This is a genomic window from Streptomyces sp. NBC_01363, from assembly GCF_026340595.1.
In the GTDB taxonomy this organism is placed as follows: Bacteria; Actinomycetota; Actinomycetes; order Streptomycetales; family Streptomycetaceae; genus Streptomyces.
The window spans coordinates 4,143,136-4,160,188 of the sequence record NZ_JAPEPF010000001.1 but is presented as its reverse complement, the minus strand read 5'-3'; the positions used below and the strand labels follow the sequence as shown (position 1 = coordinate 4,160,188).

The following is a 17,053-nucleotide window of genomic DNA, read 5'->3' as shown; positions in this document are numbered from 1 at the left end:
CGGGCAACAGGAACGGGCCCCGGCTACGCCGGATGGGGCGCGTGCCGCCGTAACCGCCCTGCCGTGCGCGCGTTGATATGCGTAACGGCCGTGGCGGGGAGGCCCCGAGCCCCCACCACGGCCGTAGTGCTGCTCCCGGGAGCAGCGAAACCTGTTACGCGAGCCCGGAGCGCTCCAGCGCGTCCGTGCCGGCCCGCAGGGCCGTGAGCCGCTCTTCGAGCGTGAACCCGGCCGGGGCCAGGGTCAGCGTCGTGACCCCCGCGGCGGCGTAGGCCTGCATCCGCTCGGCGATCCGCTCGACCGGGCCGAGCAGCGTGGTCTGGTCGATCAGCTGGTGCGGCACCGCGGCGGCGGCACCGCTCTTGTCGCCGGACAGGTACTTGTCCTGGATCTCGGCGGCTTCCTTCTCGTAGCCCATGCGCTGCGCGAGCTGGTTGTAGAAGTTCTGCTTGCGGCTGCCCATGCCGCCCACGTACAGGGCGGTGTACGGACGGAACATGTCCGCGAGGCCGTTGACGTCGTCGCCGACGGCGAGCGGCAGCGTCGGACAGACGTCGAAGCCCTCCATCGTCAGGCCGGCCTTCTCACGGCCCGCCCGCAGGTACGTCATCGCGGTGTCCTCCAGGTGCTCGGCGGAGGGGAAGATCAGCAGCGCGCCGTCGGCGATCTCGCCGGTCTGCTCCAGGTTCTTCGGGCCGATCGCGGCGATGTAGAGCGGGATGTGCTCGCGCTGCGGGTGGACGGTCAGCTTGATGGGCTTGCCCGGACCGCCCGGCAGCGGCAGCGTCCAGTGCTGCCCCTCGTACGAGAGCCGCTCGCGGGACATCGCCTTGCGGACGATCTCGACGTACTCCCGGGTACGGGCCAGCGGCTTGTCGAACTTGACGCCGTACCAGCCCTCGGAGACCTGCGGCCCCGACACGCCGAGGCCGAGCCGGAACCGGCCGCCGGAGAGCGAGTCGAGGGTGGCGGCGGTCATCGCCGTCATGGCGGGCTGGCGGGCCGGGATCTGCATGATCGCGGAGCCGACGTCGATGGACTCGGTCCGGGCGGCGACCCAGGAGAGCACGGTCGGCGCGTCGGAGCCGTACGCCTCGGCCACCCAGCAGACGTCGTATCCGAGCCGGTCGGCCTCCTGGGCGACGGCGAGATTGTCGCCGTCCATTCCCGCGCCCCAGTAACCGAGATTGATGCCGAGCCGCATAACCGCTCCTCTTACCGATCAGTAACGTCCCTGAGCTCCGGACTCTAGCGCGCGCCGACGGGATCCGGCAGGGGCGACTTGACGCCGGGTTGTCCACAGGCTTCCGCCGAGTGGGGTTCTGGCCAGTAATCTCAGCCCCCATGGAGCAGAGGCATCTCGGCCGCACCGGCCTTCGAGTGTCCCGGATCGGGCTCGGCACCCTCACCTGGGGCCGGGACACCGATGATCACGACGCTGCCGAACAGCTGAAAGCCTTCTGGGAAGCGGGCGGCACGCTGGTCGACACGGCCGATGTGTACGGCGGCGGGGAGGCCGAATATCTGCTCGGGCAGCTCGTCGACGGCCTGGTGCCACGGCGCGATCTGGTCATCGCGACGAAGGCCGGCAGCGTGGCCGATCCGTACCGCCGGTTCGACGGCTCGCGCGGGCATCTGCTGGCCGCGCTGGACGCCTCCCTGGAACGGCTCGGCACGGACCACGTGGATCTGTGGCAGATCCACGCCTTCGACCCGGTGACTCCGCTGGACGAGACCCTTCAGGCGCTGGACATGGCGGTGTCCAGCGGACGCGCCCGCTACGCGGGGGTGTCGAACTTCTGCGGCTGGCAGCTGGCCAAGGCGGCGACCTGGCAGCTCGCCTCGCCCGGGGTGCGCACCCGGCTGGCGAGCACGCAGATGGAGTACTCGCTGTTGCAGCGGGGCGTGGAACGCGAGGTGCTGCCCGCCGCCCTCGATCTCGGCGTCGGGCTGCTGCCCTCCTCCCCGCTGGGCCGTGGGGTCCTCACCGGGAAGTACCGGTCGGGCACTCCGGCGGACTCGCGTGGCGCCTCGGAGCTGCTGGCTCCGTTCGTCGAGCCGTATCTCGACGAGCCGGCGAGCCGCGTGGTGGACGCGGTGGCGACGGCGGCGGACGGCCTGGCCACGACGCCGCTCCAGGTGGCTCTCGCCTGGGTCCGGGACCGACCCGGAGTGGTGGCCCCGATCGTCGGCGCGCGCAACGCGCAGCAGCTCACGGAGGCATTGTCAGTGGAGGCGCTTAGTCTTCCTGACGAGATCTGCCAGGCGCTCGACGACGTGTCGGCGCCCGTGCACCGCTATCCCGACCAGGACTGGAGCACGCTGTGACTGCGCTTCCCCGGGGGGAAACCCCCGGCTCCCCGGCCGCCGACGACGACGGCGTCGTCGCGACCCCCTCCGCCGCCGTGCCCTCCCCGTCCGCCGGGGACGAGGGGCACGCCGCGGACGAGGGATCGCCGACGGCCGACGACGCCGGGGACGGAGCGGAGACGGACGACCGGGACGACACGACGGACAGCGGAACGGACACCGCCGACGACACCGGGGACGGGGCCGGGGACGGGGACGGGGCGGACGCCGCCCCCGCACCGCTCTCCGAGGCCGAGGCCGAGCTCGCCGCCCAGCGTGAGCTCCGGGAGCGGATCGAGAAGCGCAAGGCCGAGAAGGAAGGCCCCATCGCCGCCGGGGCGAAGCTGAGCGGCAAGGCGGCCGACCTGCTGGCGGCCGTGCGCGCGGTGGAGAGCGGCGAGCAGCCCGCCACCTCGTTCTTCGACTCGCCCGCACCCGCCGCCCCCCGCCGGACCGCACCCGCGCCCGCCCCGGCCCGCCCGCGAGCCCCCGAACCGGCACGGGCGCCGCAGGGCGCCCCGCCCGAGGCCGTGGCCGCGACCGCCGCCGTACTGGCCGGGGGCGGGGCTCCGGCGGCGCTGGCGGGACCGGCGGCCGAGACCCTCGGGGCGCAGGCGGCCGACGCCCTGCGCGCCGACCCCTGGCAGCTGCTGGCCGTGCCGGGAGTAGGACCGGAGCAGGCGGACGGATTCGCGCGGGCCCTGCTCGGCGCCGAGTGCGGCCCGGACGACGAGCGGCGGACCGCCGCCCTGGTGGGCTGGCTGCTGGAACGGGCCGCGCTCCGCGGCCACACGGCGCTGGATGCCTCGGAGGTACGGGCGGCGCTCGCCGAGCGTTCGGTGGCCGACCCCGACGCGGCCGTGCAACACGCCGTCGCCGAGGGAGTCGTCCTGGTCTTCCAGGACGGCCCGGAGGACCAGGACGACCAGGAGTCCGAAGCACCCGCGGAACCCAACGAGGAGGCCGGCCCGGACGCCGGGCAGGAACCGGTGCAGGTGCTGCTCGGCCTCGACCGCTACGCACTCGCCGAGGAGAGCCTCGCCGACGGCCTGGCCCGGCTGGTCAACGCCTGCGAGAAGGACGCCGACTGGGCGGAGGCGGCCTCGGCCGCGGGCTCCCCGTCGGCAGCCGAGCTGATCCGCACGGTCGCGGCCCACGGCCTCGTGGCGCACACCGGGGGCGAGGCCGCCAGGGCCGAGCCCGCCGCCCTGATCACCGCGGCCCGCGGCCTCGGGCTGCGCGCCCTGGGCACCACGCACAGCGCCGACGGCAGGCGACGGCTGGCCGAGGCGACCGGCGATCCGGAGACGGCCGTCACCCTCGCCGGTCTGCTCTCGGGCGAGCAGGGCCCGGGGCGGGACGAGGAGGGGGCGATCGCCGTCGACCTGCTCGTCGTGCTGGACGCCCCGCAGCTGGACGTCGAGACCGCCGCGATCCTGGTCGAGTCCCTGGCCGACGGCACCCGCCTGGTGCTCAGCGGTGATCCGGGTGTGCTGGGTTCGGCCGGTGCGGGAAGGGTGTTCGCGGATGTGCTCGCGGCCCGCGCCTGCCCGCAGGTCGTCTCCCGCACACCGGATCCGGGACCGATCGGCGAGCTGGTCTCCGGCATCGGCATCGGCGAGCTCAACCAGGTCGAGGCGCCCGGCAGGGAAGTGGTGATCGTCCCCGTACGCGATGCGGGCGAGGCGGTGCACCGCACCGTGCAGCTGGTGGCCGACTCGGTGCCGCGCGCCATCGGCGTGCCGTCGTCCGACACCCAGGTGATCACCGTCGGCCACGGCGGCTCGGCGGGCACCCGGGCGCTGAACGCGGCGCTGAAGCAGCGGCTCAACCCCGGGCCGGGGCGGTTCGGCGGCTTCGACCCGGGCGACCGCGTCGTCCACGTCCCGGCGCCCGGCAGGGTCGTGCCCGCGGTGGCCGTCTCGGCCGACGCCGAGGGCCTGCGTCTGGACTGCGCGGGCACGGAGGTCGTCGTGGCCCAGGAGCGGGTGGAATCCTCCGTGCGCCATGGCTGGGCCCTCAGCGCCCACCAGGCGGCCGGGATGCGGTGGCCCGCAGTGGTCGTCGTGCTGCCGGGCGACGCAGTCCAGGGGCTGAGCCGCTCCTGGGTGTACACCGCCTTCAGCCGCGGGGAGCGGCATCTGTCCGTGGTGCACGGGGTGGACCAGGCGCTCCCGCGCGCGGTCGCCCAGTCCCCGGCCCAGGACCGCACGACGCGCCTGCGCACCCTGCTGGAGACCCCGGTCCGCTGACCGGGTCCCGCCGGCGACGCCCGCACCGGACGGGCTCGGTGTCGAGCCCGTCCGGCCGGCGGATCAGGAGCCGTCCGCCGGCGGGCGGCACGGGTCAGACGGGGTCGAGGCGGGCCGGTTCCTCGTCCGGTTCGTCCTCGTCGAAGACGGCGCTGACGTCGAAGCGGCAGACCACCAGCTGCGGATCGGCGTCGTCGAAGGGCGCGCCGAGCCACTCCCCCGCCTCGGGGAGCTCCTCGGCGGCCGTGACCCAGAGCGTGGAGTCGCCCTCCTCCAGGCCGAACTCCGTGTGCCGGGAAGCGATCTCGTCGGGTTCGTACTCCCCGAAGAGCACTCCGAGCGCCGCGTGGACGCTGGAGCCGACGACCGCGGCGCTTCCGCCGCGTTCGCCCTGATCGAGGTCGGCGATCCGCTGGGCCTGTGCGAGCAGCCTCGGCGGCTCCACCACCGCGTAGTCGCGCCGGATCAGCAGACTGAGTGCGTTCGGCTCCTCGGGGCCGGTGTACGGCGGCAGCGAATCCTCCGCACCCGGGATCTCGAAAGGGGTGACTTCGTCGTACCGGTCGTAGAGCAGTTCGTCGTAGAACTCGGCGGCAGCGGCCAGTGCGTTGAACGCGTCATAGACGGCCACGTCGTCGTCCCCGGTCCGGCGTTCGACCGCCTCGAGGTGGTGGTCGAGCGCGGCTTTGACCGCCTCGGCGGCGGCGCGTACCTCGGCAGCGGTGGGCTGCGCAGCATCAGACATAGTGCAGACGCTATCCGTACACGGGCTCTGCCCGCACAATAGATGCGATGCCGGAATACGAATTTGTCGATGTGTACGTACCGCGCGGGGTGTCCCGGAAGGAGACGGCCCGCCTGCTGACCGACCATGCCGAGTACGGTCACTGGGAGTTGGACCGGCTGACGCTGCGCCGCGACGGCAGCCGCAGGGTGCGCCTGCGCCGACGGATCATCCGCCAGCTCCGAGCCACCTGGTGAGACGGGGCGGGCCCCGCAGTCGCGGGACCCGCCCCCCCTTCGTCGTGCTTGCGTCGCCGCCCCGGTCCGCTAGGCGGACATCCGGGCACGGCGGTAGAACACCATGCCCGCACCCGCCAGCAGCAGACCCGCGCTCGCCGGGATCAGTAGGTCGAGCCCGCCCGCTCCGGTGTGGGCGAGCTGCGGGACGTTCTGCTCCTCGGGCACGTTGGGCACGACCGGCTTCTCCGGCGCCGGGGGCTTGTGCTCGGTGACCGGGGTGACCGGGGTGACCGGGGTGACCGGGGTGACCGGGGTGACCGGGGTGACCGGCGGCGGCGTGACGACGTCCGTGCTGTTCCCGCAGTCGTTGCCGAAAGTGGGGTTGAGCAGACCGCCGATGGTGACACTGTTCCCGCAGGCGTTCACGGGGATGTCGATGGGCACCTGGATGTTGTTGCCGGACAGCACTCCCGGCGAGCCCTTCGCGACGCCCTGGGCCGTCGACCCGCCGCCGATCGGGGCCCGGTGCTTGCCCGCGCCGGGTCGGCTCGCCTGGGTCAGGTCGCCGGAGACGTGACTGCCGGAGGCGTGCTTGCCCTGGGAGTCGTCCTGCGAACCGTTTCCGCAAGTGTTGCCGAACGCCGGGTTGAGCAGCGCCACGACGTCCACGGAGTTGCCGCACACGTTGACCGGTACGTGGACCGGGATCTGTACCGAATTCCCTGACAGCACCCCCGGGGAATTCGTCGCCTCGCCGGACGCTCCCGCGTCCGCGTGCGCGTAGCCGCCACTCAGCGCGAGCACGCCGCCCGCTGCCGCCATGGTGATCAGGCCTTTACGCGTGACCTGTCGCATAGGTTGTTTCCTGCCTTCTACCTTCCGGAAAACCCCCGGACTTGACCGTGCGGGGGCGGAGTACCCAGCAGCCCCGGAGTGCATGGCGTGCACTTCGGGGCCGACCGGGTTCAAACCCTTACGGGTTGACGCACAACGTCAGGCGTTGAAGCAGGGGTTGCCGAAGGCGGGGTTCAGCAGCCCGATCGCGGAGACCGTGTCACCGCACGCGTTCACCGGCACGTGGACGGGCGCCTGAATGGTGTTGCCCGAGATCACGCCGGGGCTGCCGACTCCGGCGCCCTGGGCACCGGAGTCCGCGACGGCCATGCCCGCACCCGCGAGCACCAGACCACCAGTGACAGCCGCAGCAGCGACGACCTTCTTGATCATTATTCCTCCTAGTTGGCAATGCGGTCCCAGCCGCGGACCGCATCACTTGTAACGAGGAAGAAGTAATCGAGCTACGAGCGTATCGCCCCTTTCACTCGTTCCGGTCAAATACGCACACGCTGGCGATTGTTGGTGCGGAAAGTCGGCGGAAATCCGGCAAGGAGTCAGGAGTTGTCAATGAAGCGGTCGAGCACCCGCACGCCGAACTTCAGACCGTCCACCGGTACACGCTCGTCCACACCGTGGAACATGCCCGCGAAGTCGAGCTCCGGCGGCAGCTTCAGCGGGGCGAATCCGAAGCAGCGGATGCCCAGGTCGTCGAAGGACTTGGCGTCGGTGCCGCCGGAGAGCATGTAGGGCACGGCACGGGCGATCGGGTCCTCCGCCTTCAGGGCGATCTGCATGGCGTCGACGAGCGAGCCGTCGAAGCTGGTCTCCAGCGCCTTGTCGCCGTGCACGTCCTCGCGCTTCACGCGCGGGCCGAGGATCCGGTCCAGATCGGCCAGGAACTCGTCCTCGAAGCCGGGCAGGAAACGGCCGTCGACATGGGCGATGGCCTGGCCGGGGATGACGTTCACCTTGTAACCGGCGCCGAGCATGGTGGGCGCGGCGGAGTTGCGGAGCGTGGCGCCGACCATCTTGGCGATGCCGCCCAGCTTGGCGAGCGTGGCATCCATGTCCTCCGGGTCGAGCGGGGTGCCGAGCGCGTCCGACAGCTCGTCGAGGAAGGACCGTACGGTCTTGGTCACCCGGACCGGCCACTTGTGCCGCCCGAGCCGGCCGACCGCCTCGCAGAGCTCGGTGATCGCGTTGTCGTCGTTGGTCATCGAGCCGTGGCCGGCGGTGCCGTCCACGGTGAGCCGCATCCAGTGCATGCCCTTCTGGGCCGTCTCCACGAGGTAGAGCCGCAGCTTCTCGTTCACCGTGAAGGAGAAGCCGCCGACCTCGCCGATCGCCTCGGTGACCCCCTCGAAGAGGCCGGGGTGCTTGTCCACGAGGTACCGCGCGCCGTACGTACCGCCCGCCTCCTCGTCCGCGACGAAGGCCAGCACGATGTCGCGCGGGGGCTTGCGGCCGCTGCGCATCCGGTCGCGGACGACCGCGAGGGTCATCGCGTCCATGTCCTTCATGTCGACCGCGCCGCGGCCCCACACGCAGCCGTCCGCGACCTCGCCCGAGAACGGGTGGTGCGTCCAGTCGTGGGCATTGGCCGGAACCACGTCGGTGTGCCCGTGGATCAGCAGCGCGGGCCTGGACGGGTCCTCGCCCTCGATCCGCGCCACGGTCGAGGCACGACCCTTGTGGGACTCGAAGATCTGCGGCTCCAGCCCGACCTCGGCGAGCTTCTCCGCGACGTACTCGGCCGCGCCCCGCTCCCCCGGTCCCGAATGGTCCCCGTAGTTGCTGGTGTCGATCCGGATCAGCTCACGACAGAGGTCCACGACCTCGTCCTCGCCGGAGCCGGTCCAAGCCGTGTTGGTCTCGCTCACGCTGCTTCCTTCCACTGTCGCTGCGGTGCTCCCCCTCATCCTCCCGCGCCGGGCCCGCACGCCCAAGGGCACCCACCCCTCGTCATGCGCCCTTCACACAGTCCTGGGCGTGATCGAGCACCCCCGAATGTTTGCTATTGTTTTCCACGTCGGAACGGGCCGGAGCCCGCGAGACAGACACCTTGTCCGGGTGGCGGAATGGCAGACGCGCTAGCTTGAGGTGCTAGTGCCCTTTATCGGGCGTGGGGGTTCAAGTCCCCCCTCGGACACCGAGCAAGTGCCGATCAGGAGAAATCCTGATCGGCATTTTGCGTTGCGGCCCGTGCGGCGCGGACCGGCCGTACGGCCGGGCACCCTTGTTGAATCGGTTCATCCCTCGCTAAGGGCTGTCCCGTAATCCCCGGTGGATCAGCGTGCGGCGTCAGATGCGGTGCATCGCAAGGCGGAGGGACGCCCGAATACTGGATGTATTCGGGCGTTTCGACAACGCGGCGAGGTGCCGTAGCTGTCGTCGCACGCCCGCCAGGGATTACGGGACAGCCCTTAGCGTCCGAGGCTCCAGCAGCACGGAGGCTTTGCCGAGCGAGGAGTCCCATGAACCGCACCCGCACGCCCACCCTGACCTGGTACGAGGACATGGGTCCCGGATCTGGCGGGCTGGAGCCGCGAGCCTGGTACGCGGGGTCGGACGCCGGGCGGATGCCGCTGAACGGGGAGTGGCTCTTCCGGCTCTCACCGGGCGCCGCCACCCGGGACGAGTCGTTCGCGCGCCCCGGGTTCGACGCCTCGGAGTGGGCGACGGTCGAGGTTCCCGGGCACTGGGTGCTCCAGGGCCTCGGCGGGGCTCCCGCCTACACGAACGTGGTGTACCCCTTCCCCGTCGATCCGCCGAGGGTGCCGGCCGCGAATCCGACCGGGGACCATCTGCGGACCTTCGACCTGCCCGCCGGATGGGCCGGGGACGGGGACGTGGTGCTGCGGTTCGACGGGGTGGAGTCCTGCGCCCGGGTCTGGCTCAACGGCCGGGAGCTGGGCGCCTTCAAGGGGTCACGGCTGCCGCACGAGTTCGCCGTCGGCGGGCTGCTGCGGGCCGAGGGCAATGTGCTGGCCGTGCGGGTGCACCAGTGGTCCTCGGGGAGTTATCTGGAGGACCAGGACCAGTGGTGGCTGCCCGGAATCTTCCGGGACGTGACCCTGCTGGAGCGGCCGCGGGGTGCGCCCCGGGACTTCTTCGTGCACGCCGGGTACGACCATCGCGACGGGTCCGGGACACTGCGGGTGGAGTGCGCGGGGGCCGAGGGGCGGGTCCTGGTGCCCGAGCTGGGTGTCGATGTCGCGACGGGCGAGGCGGTGACCGTCGCGGTCGAGCCGTGGACGGCCGAGACGCCCCGGCTCTACGACGGGGAGCTGGTGACGTCCGGGGAACGGATCGGGCTGCGGGTGGGGTTCCGGAGCGTCGTGGTCGAGGACGGGCTCATCGAGGTCAACGGGCGCCGGGTGCTCTTCCGCGGGGTGAACCGGCACGAGTTCCATCCGGAGACCGGGCGGACCGTGGACGCGGCGACCATGCGGCGCGATCTGGTGCTGATGAAGCAGCACAACATCAACGCCGTGCGGACCAGCCACTATCCGCCGCATCCCGCCTTTCTCGATCTCTGCGACGAAGTGGGGCTCTGGGTGATCGACGAGTGCGACCTGGAGACGCATGGCTTCGCCGGGCAGGAGTGGCGCGGCAACCCGGTGGACGACGAGCGGTGGACCCCGGCACTGCTCGACCGGGCGGCGCGGATGGTGGAGCGCGACAAGAACCACGCGTCGGTGATCATCTGGTCGCTCGGCAACGAGTGCGGGACGGGGCGCGGGCTGAGCGCGATGGCCGAGTGGATCCGGGGACGGGATCCGGAGCGGCTGGTGCACTACGAGGGCGATCCCTCCTGCCGGGACGTCGACCTGTACTCGCGGATGTACCCGGCGCACGCCGAGGTCGAGCTGATCGGCCGCCGGGCGGAGGAGCCGTCGGCCGACCCGGAGTCGGACGCGCGGCGGCGTGCGATGCCGTTCCTGATGTGCGAGTACGCGCATGCGATGGGCAACGGTCCGGGCGGACTCTCCGAGTACCAGCGGCTGTTCGAGCGGTACGAGCGCTGCCAGGGCGGCTTCGTCTGGGAGTGGATCGATCACGGCATCGCCCACCCCGAGCACGGCTTCGCGTACGGCGGGGACTTCGGCGAGGAGCCGCACGACTCCAACTTCGTCTGCGACGGACTGATCTTCCCCGATCGCACCCCCTCCCCCGGGCTGATCGAGTACAAGAAGGTCGTCGAGCCGGTGCGGATCGATGCCGTGCCCGGAGCGGACTCGGTCCGGATCACCAACGGGTACGACTTCTCGGGACTGGCGCACCTGGACTTCGCGTGGTCGCACGAGGTGGACGGCGAGCCCGTCGGATCCGGTGTGTTCGATGTGCCGGAGCTCGCACCCGGTGCGTCGGCCGGGGTGCGGCTGCCGATGGACGGTGCCGGGGTGTGGACCGTACGGGCGGTACTCGCCCGGGACACCGACTGGGGCGAACGCGGGCATGTGGTCGCGTGGGGGCAGACGGAGACGGGCCCGGCCGTCGTCCCCGCCGCCGCGGTGGGTGAGCGGCCGGAGCGGGGCGAGGGGCTGATCACCCTCGGGCCCGGGGTCTTCGACGCGGCGACCGGGGCGCCGGTGCGGCTGGGGGCAGTGCCGGTGGAGGAGTTTCGGCTGGATGTGTGGCGGGCGCCCACCGACAACGACAACGGTGCGGCGTGGCAGCCGGACGAACGGTACGGGGTGCGGTGGCGGGAGTCCGGACTGCACCGGATGCTTCACCGGACCGATGCGGTCGAGGCCGGCGAGGACTCGCTGCTCGTACGGACCCGGGTGGCGCCGGCCGGGGTCGGGCTGGGGCTGCGTACCGCGTACCGGTGGACGGCCGGCGGGGAGCGGCTGGGGCTGACCGTGTCCGTGGTGCCGGAGGGCGAGTGGCGGGTGCCGCTGCCCCGGCTGGGCATCCGGTTCGGGCTGCCCGCCGCGTACGGCTCGGCGCGGTGGTTCGGCGGCGGGCCCGGTGAGGCGTACCCGGACACCCGGGCCGCCTCGGTGCTCGGCCGGTGGCGGATGTCGGTGGACGCGATGCAGACGCCGTACGTGCGGCCCCAGGAGAACGGTGCGCGGGCCGACGTCCGGTGGGCCGAGCTGACGGACGGCAGCGGTGCGGGGGTGCGGGCCGAGGGGGGTGCGCCGTTCTGGTTCACCGCGCGGCGGTGGACGAGCGAGCAGCTGGACGCGGCGGAGCACCGGCCGGGGCTGCGGGCCGGCGAGACCGTCTGGGTCAATCTGGATCACGCGGTGCAGGGCATCGGTTCCCGGTCGTGCGGGCCGGGCGTGCTGCCGGAGTACCGGCTCGACGCGCGGGCCGCGGAGTTCTCCTTCGTGTTCACGCCGCTGGGCTGACGGCGCAGGAGCCCGATCCGCGCTCCGGGAGCGACGACGTACCATCGGGGCTTTGCGCGATCTTGGTTCTTCGCGGGGGGCATGTGATGGGCGGCAGGCGCGGACGGCGCGGAGCGATACTGGCCGGGGCGGTCGCCGGGACGGTGCTCGTCTCCGGCATCGGGCTGTGGGCGACGGACAGTTGGCCGTTCCGGGACAGCTACTGCTGGGGGGCGTGGGAGCAGAACAGCGGTGCGGCCTTCCTGGGTGACGACGGGCTCGCCAAGTCCGGCTCCGAGCGGAGCGCGACCGAGTCCGCGCCGCCCTCGGCCGGCCGTCACCACGCCAGTTGCACGGTCACGGTGACCTCGACGGTCCCGGACGACGACTCGGACGAGCCGCTCTCCTTCAAGGAGCAGGTCACCGTCGAGTACGGTCCGGTCCCCGCCGGGGCCGAGGACCACCGCGCCTGGATCGCGCGGTACTTCGACGGCTCGGGGGCACGGCTGCCCGACGGTCTCGACGGACTGGTCGCCGGGGACCGGGCCATGCTGGTCCTGCCCGAGGCCTGCGATGTGGACGGCAGGCCGTCCGCGGTGACCATCCGGAGCGGGAGCACCGGTGACGGCCATCTGGGCAAGGTCACCATGCCGTTCACGATCGGCACCCGGTCCGCGGTCACCCGGATGCTGCTGGACGCGGCGAACACCGGTATGCGGAAGGCCGGTTGCGCTCCGGAGAAGCCACTGCGCACGACCTCGCCCTTCGTGACGGTCCCCGGGGACACGGAGAGTGCCCGGAGTCCGCTGTGCCGGATACCCGGTGTGACGCTCGACCTCGGCCGGGGCTACGGCTACCGGCAGCAGGTGGGCGTGGTCGACGAACGGCTCCAGACGTGTTCGGTGGTGTGGCGCGCGCGGGGGCTGCCCGACGAGCCGGCGGCGCAGTACGTGATGGCGGCCGAACCGCGCCTGGTCGCGCTGTTCGAGGGCCTTCCCGAGGGCGTCGGCAACGGGCTCGTGCGCACCGAGTGCGACGGGCGGCGGACGGTGTTCTACGCGAACCTCGGCTCAGGGCTGGAGGGTGCGGGCCGGCCGGACGACCGGAAGGTGTTCACGCACTTCACCGAGTCCGTGAGCAGGCGCATCGGTTGCGGGACCGGTGAGGGCGCATGAGCGACGAGGACGCCGGAGAGAACGGGGCAGCGGCAGTGACGGCAGCGGACGGCGGGAACACGACGGATCCCGGGGACGGGACGCAGAAGCACGAGCCCGGGAAGCGGACGCAGGAGCACGGCCCCGAGGACGGGGCGCAGGAACAGGGGCCCGAGCAGGACCCGTCCGCGCAGCCGGAACCCGCCCCCGCGCGCGTTCCGGTGCTGCGCCGTCTGCTGCGCAGCCGTACCGCCCGTGCCGTCACCGCCGCCGGGCTGGCCGGTGCGCTGCTCGGCGCCGGTGCGGTGGCCTGGCGCACGGGCACGCTGCCGCTGGTCGGCCCCGCCCCCTGCTGGGACTCGCTCGGCGACTCGGCCATGTCGGACCTCTTCGGTGACCGCAGGACCGAGGTCGAGGAGCAGACCCTCCAGGCCGATCCGGTCGGCCGGGGCGACTCGTACGGGCAGTGCCGCATCACCAGTTACAAGGACGACAGGGCCCGCCGCCAGGTGACCCTGCGGGTGCACCGGCTGGACGGTCTGAGGGGCACGGACGGGCGCGACTGGCCCGCGGAGTTCCTCACGGCCGGCATGGTCCCGCTCGGCGACGGGCTGCCGGGGCTGTCCTCGTCGTCGCGCGCCTGGCTGGCGCTGCCGCAGAGCTGCACCGGGCGGGACGAGTTCACCGGCCCCACCGTGGTGGACATCGCCATGGGGCCGACCGGACTCGATCTCGCGTCGGACTACGAGCGGGAGGACCGCGCGGCGCTGACCCGTGCGGTGGTGGAGGCCACCAACGGGGTCATCCGCGACTTCGGCTGCTCCGGTACGTACCGGACACCGCGCACCCTGCCCGCCCCGATGGAGCGGAAGGAGACGGACGCCGATGCCTTCTGCGGCGCCAAGGGCTTCACGCTTCCCGAGGCGCACCGAAAGGATCTGACCCGCACGCGCGTCGGTGGCGACGGCGGGCCCGCCCGGGTCTGCGAGGCCGGCGGCTCCTACAACCCCGCCGTGCGGCTGACGACGGTCACCGACGCGGCACTGTCCGAGATCTTCTCCTCGGGCACGCTCAGGACCGGTCTGTCCGTCAAGGGCTCCAAGGGCTCCGGCTCCATCGACGGGACCCGGGCCGTCTACCGGGCGAGCTGCCAGACCGGTCCGGTGGTCTTCGTGGTGGAGCAGCTGGACCACACGGAGCACTCGGTCGCCGGTCTCGCCCGTGAGCTGCTGCCCGGCTATGTCGCCGCCGAGGCCGAGCGCATCGGCTGCGGTCCGGAGAAGGTGACGCTGCCGGGCTCCTGACAGCACCGGGCCGGCAACCGGCGATACTTTTGCGGACACCCCGGGCGACAGAGCGAGGAGCCGGCACCATGAGCACCGCCGCAGTGGTCGGCGTTCCCCGATGAGGGGGCGTGCGAAGCCCCCGTCGGCGCCGCTGCCGCAGCGGGACGGGATCGATCCGGTCCGGCTGCGGCTCCCCGAGGATCCGGACGGGGCGTGGCCGACGGTACGTGACCATCTGCTGGCGCGGTTCGCGGACGCGATCGGGGCGCGGCGGGTGGACGCCATGTTCGCCGAGGGCCGGTTCGTCTCCGTACAGGGCCCGGTGTCCGCCGACGAGCCGTACACCGCGGGCCGGTACATCTGGTTCCACCGGGATTTCGCGCCGGAGGACCCGGTGCCGTTCCCGGTCGGTGTGGTCCACCGCGACGAGCATCTCGTCGTCGCCGACAAGCCGCACTTCCTGGCGACGACGCCGCGCGGCCGGCACATCACCGAGACCGCGGTGGCCCGGCTGCGCCGCGAGCTGGATCTGCCTCAGTTGCAGCCGGCGCACCGGCTGGACCGGCTCACCGCGGGCCTCGTCCTGTTCGTCGTACGGCCCGGGGAGCGGGGCGCGTACCAGACGATGTTCCGGGACCGCCTGGTGCGCAAGGAGTACGAGGCGGTGGCGCCGTACGATCCCGCACTGGTCCTGCCGCGGACCGTGCGCAGCCGGATCGTGAAGGAACGCGGGGTCATCGCCGCCCATGAGGGGCCGGGCGAGCCGAACAGCGAGAGCCGGATCGAGCTGCTGGAGCACCGGGAGGGGCTCGGCCGCTACCGGTTGCTGCCCGCCACCGGGCGGACCCATCAGCTGCGGGTCCATATGAACGGCTTGGGGCTGCCGCTCGTCCACGACCCGGTCTATCCGGTGGTCGAGGCGGAAGGAGCTCCGGACGACTTCTCCCGCCCGCTCCAACTCCTCGCCCGGGTACTGGAGTTCACCGATCCGGTCACCGGCGATCCGCGCCGCTTCGAGAGCGGGCTGCGGCTCTCCGCGTGGCCGGACCGGTGAACGCCGGCGGTCATCAGTGACCGCGGGCGATCCACTCGTCCAGGTGCGGGGCCTCCGCGCCGATGGTGGTGGAATCGCCGTGTCCGGTACGGACGGTGGTCTCCGGCGGGAGTGCGAGCAGCCGGTCCCTGATCGACGCGACGATGGTCGGGAAGTGGGAGAAGGACCGTCCGGTGGCGCCGGGCCCGCCCCTGAAGAGCGTGTCCCCGGTGAAGACGGTGGCCGGTTCGGGGGCGTACAGGCAGACGGCGCCCGGGGCGTGGCCGGGGGTGTGCAGGACCCTGAGCGTCGTTCCGGCGATCTCCAGCTCCTGGCCGTCGGCCAGTTCGCCGTCCGGGAGGCGGTCCGGGTGGGTCTGCTTCCACAGCGGCAGGTCGTCGGGGTGCAGCAGGATCGGCGCACCGGTGGCGTCGGCGAGGGCCGGGGCCGCGTCGATGTGGTCGTTGTGCGCGTGCGTGCAGACGATGGCGCGCAGCGTACGGCCGTTCAGCGCGTCCTCGATGGCGGCGGCGTCATGGGCGGCGTCGATGACGATCGCCTCGGTGTCGTCGCCGACGATCCAGACGTTGTTGTCGACGTCCCACTCCCCGCCGTCGAGGGCGAAGGTGCCGGAGGTGACGAGGTGGTCGATGCGGGCGGCCATCAGAGGACCACCACCGAGCGCAGCACGTCGCCGTCGTGCATCCGGGCGAAGGCCTGCTCGACGTCGCCGAGTCCGATGGTCTCGGTGACGAACGCGCCGAGGTCGATCCGCCCCTGCTGGTGCAGGTCGATCAGCATCGGGAAGTCGCGCGAGGGCAGGCAGTCGCCGTACCAGGAGGACTTGAGCGAACCGCCGCGGCCGAAGACGTCGAGGAGCGGCAGCTCCAGCTGCATCTCCGGGGTGGGGACGCCGACCAGGACGACGGTGCCGGCGAGGTCGCGGGCGTAGAAGGCCTGCTTGTACGTCTCCGGGCGGCCGACCGCCTCGATGACCACGTCCGCGCCGTTGCCGCCGGTCAGGGAGCGGATCGCCTCGACCGGGTCGGAGGAGCGGGAGTTGACGGTGTGCGTGGCGCCCATCGTCTTCGCCGTCTCCAGCTTGCGGTCGTCGATGTCCACGGCGATGATCTTCGCCGCGCCGGCCAGCCTGGCCCCGGCGATCGCCGCGTCACCGACACCGCCGCAGCCGATCACGGCGACCGAGTCGCCGCGGCCGACCTGTCCGGTGTTGATGGCGGCGCCGATGCCCGCCATCACGCCGCAGCCGAGCAGCCCGGCGACGGCCGGGGAGACCTCCGGGTCGACCTTGGTGCACTGACCGGCGGCGACCAGGGTCTTCTCGGCGAACGCGCCGATGCCGAGGGCCGGCGACAGCTCCGTGCCGTCGAGGAGCGTCATCTTCTGCTTCGCGTTGTGGGTGTCGAAGCAGTACCAGGGGCGGCCACGCAGACACGCGCGGCACTGCCCGCACACGGCACGCCAGTTGAGGACGACGAAGTCGCCGGGCGCGACGTCCGTGACGCCCTCGCCGACGGACTCCACCACTCCCGAGGCCTCGTGGCCGAGCAGGAAGGGGAAGTCGTCGTTGATGCCGCCCTGCTTGTAGTGGAGATCGGTGTGGCAGACGCCGCACGCCTGGATCTTCACCACGGCCTCGCCGGGGCCCGGGTCCGGGATCACGATCGTCTCGATCCGTACCGGCTCGTTCTTCCCCGGTGCGATGACCCCTTGCACCTGCTGCGACATACCGTGGTCTCCCTGTTTCCGTCTATGTACGAAGATCGAACACGAACAACCGTACGCCCCGTGAGGGTGTCACGGCGGCGCGCCGCGTTGG

The 17,053-nt window shown here is 72.2% G+C and carries 14 protein-coding genes and 1 tRNA gene; 8 read left to right on the top strand and 7 right to left on the bottom strand.

Annotation, left to right across the window (positions count from 1 at the left end; translation table 11 throughout):
* Window positions 1-154 precede the first annotated feature (154 nt).
* Complete coding sequence (locus tag OG611_RS19165) at window positions 155-1,204, bottom strand: LLM class F420-dependent oxidoreductase (RefSeq protein ID WP_266421559.1); 1,050 nt, start codon at window positions 1,202-1,204, stop codon at window positions 155-157.
* Window positions 1,205-1,344: 140 nt separating this feature from the next.
* Here OG611_RS19165 and OG611_RS19160 point away from each other — a divergent pair, with 140 nt between their 5' ends.
* Window positions 1,345-2,328 (top strand): aldo/keto reductase, encoded by a 984-nt coding sequence (locus OG611_RS19160; RefSeq protein WP_266421557.1) that lies wholly within the window; start codon window positions 1,345-1,347, stop codon window positions 2,326-2,328.
* Window positions 2,325-4,601 carry an ATP-dependent RecD-like DNA helicase gene (locus OG611_RS19155; RefSeq protein ID WP_266421555.1) on the top strand — a complete coding sequence of 759 codons (2,277 nt, stop codon included), beginning with the start codon at window positions 2,325-2,327 and terminating at the stop codon, window positions 4,599-4,601. Before OG611_RS19160 ends, OG611_RS19155 begins: the two co-directional genes overlap by 4 nt.
* A 94-nt stretch (window positions 4,602-4,695) precedes the next feature.
* Here OG611_RS19155 and OG611_RS19150 read toward each other — a convergent pair whose 3' ends face one another.
* A complete protein-coding gene (locus OG611_RS19150; RefSeq protein WP_266421553.1) occupies window positions 4,696-5,346 on the bottom strand; it encodes a hypothetical protein in 651 nt (216 codons plus the stop codon).
* 47 nt (window positions 5,347-5,393) lie between these two features.
* Between OG611_RS19150 and OG611_RS19145 the strand changes: the two genes are divergently transcribed.
* Window positions 5,394-5,582, top strand: coding sequence for a DUF5703 family protein (locus tag OG611_RS19145; RefSeq protein WP_030918345.1), 189 nt, complete (start codon window positions 5,394-5,396; stop codon window positions 5,580-5,582).
* A 69-nt stretch (window positions 5,583-5,651) separates the two neighbouring features.
* Here the strand turns inward: OG611_RS19145 and OG611_RS40665 are convergent, their stop codons facing one another.
* From OG611_RS40665 to OG611_RS19125, 3 genes are all read right to left on the bottom strand, one after another.
* On the bottom strand, window positions 5,652-6,419 hold the full coding sequence (locus OG611_RS40665) for a chaplin (protein WP_323180207.1): 768 nt from the start codon (window positions 6,417-6,419) through the stop codon (window positions 5,652-5,654).
* A 138-nt stretch (window positions 6,420-6,557) separates the two neighbouring features.
* Entirely contained in the window at window positions 6,558-6,791 is a 234-nt protein-coding gene (locus tag OG611_RS19130) for a chaplin (protein ID WP_266421544.1), read from the bottom strand.
* Between the two features lie 164 nt (window positions 6,792-6,955).
* On the bottom strand, window positions 6,956-8,281 hold the full coding sequence (locus OG611_RS19125) for a M20/M25/M40 family metallo-hydrolase (protein WP_266421542.1): 1,326 nt from the start codon (window positions 8,279-8,281) through the stop codon (window positions 6,956-6,958).
* A 184-nt stretch (window positions 8,282-8,465) separates the two neighbouring features.
* Between OG611_RS19125 and OG611_RS19120 the strand changes: the two genes are divergently transcribed.
* The 5 genes from OG611_RS19120 (at window position 8,466) to OG611_RS19100 (ending at window position 15,234) form a co-directional block, all read left to right on the top strand.
* Window positions 8,466-8,550, top strand: a tRNA-Leu gene (locus tag OG611_RS19120).
* A 325-nt stretch (window positions 8,551-8,875) separates the two neighbouring features.
* Window positions 8,876-11,761, top strand: a complete 2,886-nt coding sequence (locus OG611_RS19115; protein WP_266421539.1) for a glycoside hydrolase family 2 TIM barrel-domain containing protein — start codon at window positions 8,876-8,878, stop codon at window positions 11,759-11,761.
* A gap of 86 nt (window positions 11,762-11,847) precedes the next feature.
* Window positions 11,848-12,915 (top strand): hypothetical protein, encoded by a 1,068-nt coding sequence (locus tag OG611_RS19110; RefSeq protein ID WP_266421537.1) that lies wholly within the window; start codon window positions 11,848-11,850, stop codon window positions 12,913-12,915.
* Complete coding sequence (locus OG611_RS19105; RefSeq protein ID WP_266421535.1) at window positions 12,912-14,198, top strand: hypothetical protein; 1,287 nt, start codon at window positions 12,912-12,914, stop codon at window positions 14,196-14,198. The genes OG611_RS19110 and OG611_RS19105 overlap by 4 nt, the downstream gene beginning before the upstream one ends.
* A gap of 100 nt (window positions 14,199-14,298) precedes the next feature.
* Window positions 14,299-15,234 carry an RluA family pseudouridine synthase gene (locus OG611_RS19100; protein WP_266421532.1) on the top strand — a complete coding sequence of 312 codons (936 nt, stop codon included), beginning with the start codon at window positions 14,299-14,301 and terminating at the stop codon, window positions 15,232-15,234.
* A 13-nt stretch (window positions 15,235-15,247) separates the two neighbouring features.
* Here OG611_RS19100 and OG611_RS19095 read toward each other — a convergent pair whose 3' ends face one another.
* Window positions 15,248-15,877, bottom strand: a complete 630-nt coding sequence (locus OG611_RS19095) for an MBL fold metallo-hydrolase (RefSeq protein WP_266421530.1) — start codon at window positions 15,875-15,877, stop codon at window positions 15,248-15,250.
* Window positions 15,877-16,962, bottom strand: a complete 1,086-nt coding sequence (locus tag OG611_RS19090) for an S-(hydroxymethyl)mycothiol dehydrogenase (protein WP_266421529.1) — start codon at window positions 16,960-16,962, stop codon at window positions 15,877-15,879. The genes OG611_RS19095 and OG611_RS19090 overlap by 1 nt, the downstream gene beginning before the upstream one ends.
* Window positions 16,963-17,053: the final 91 nt, after the last annotated feature.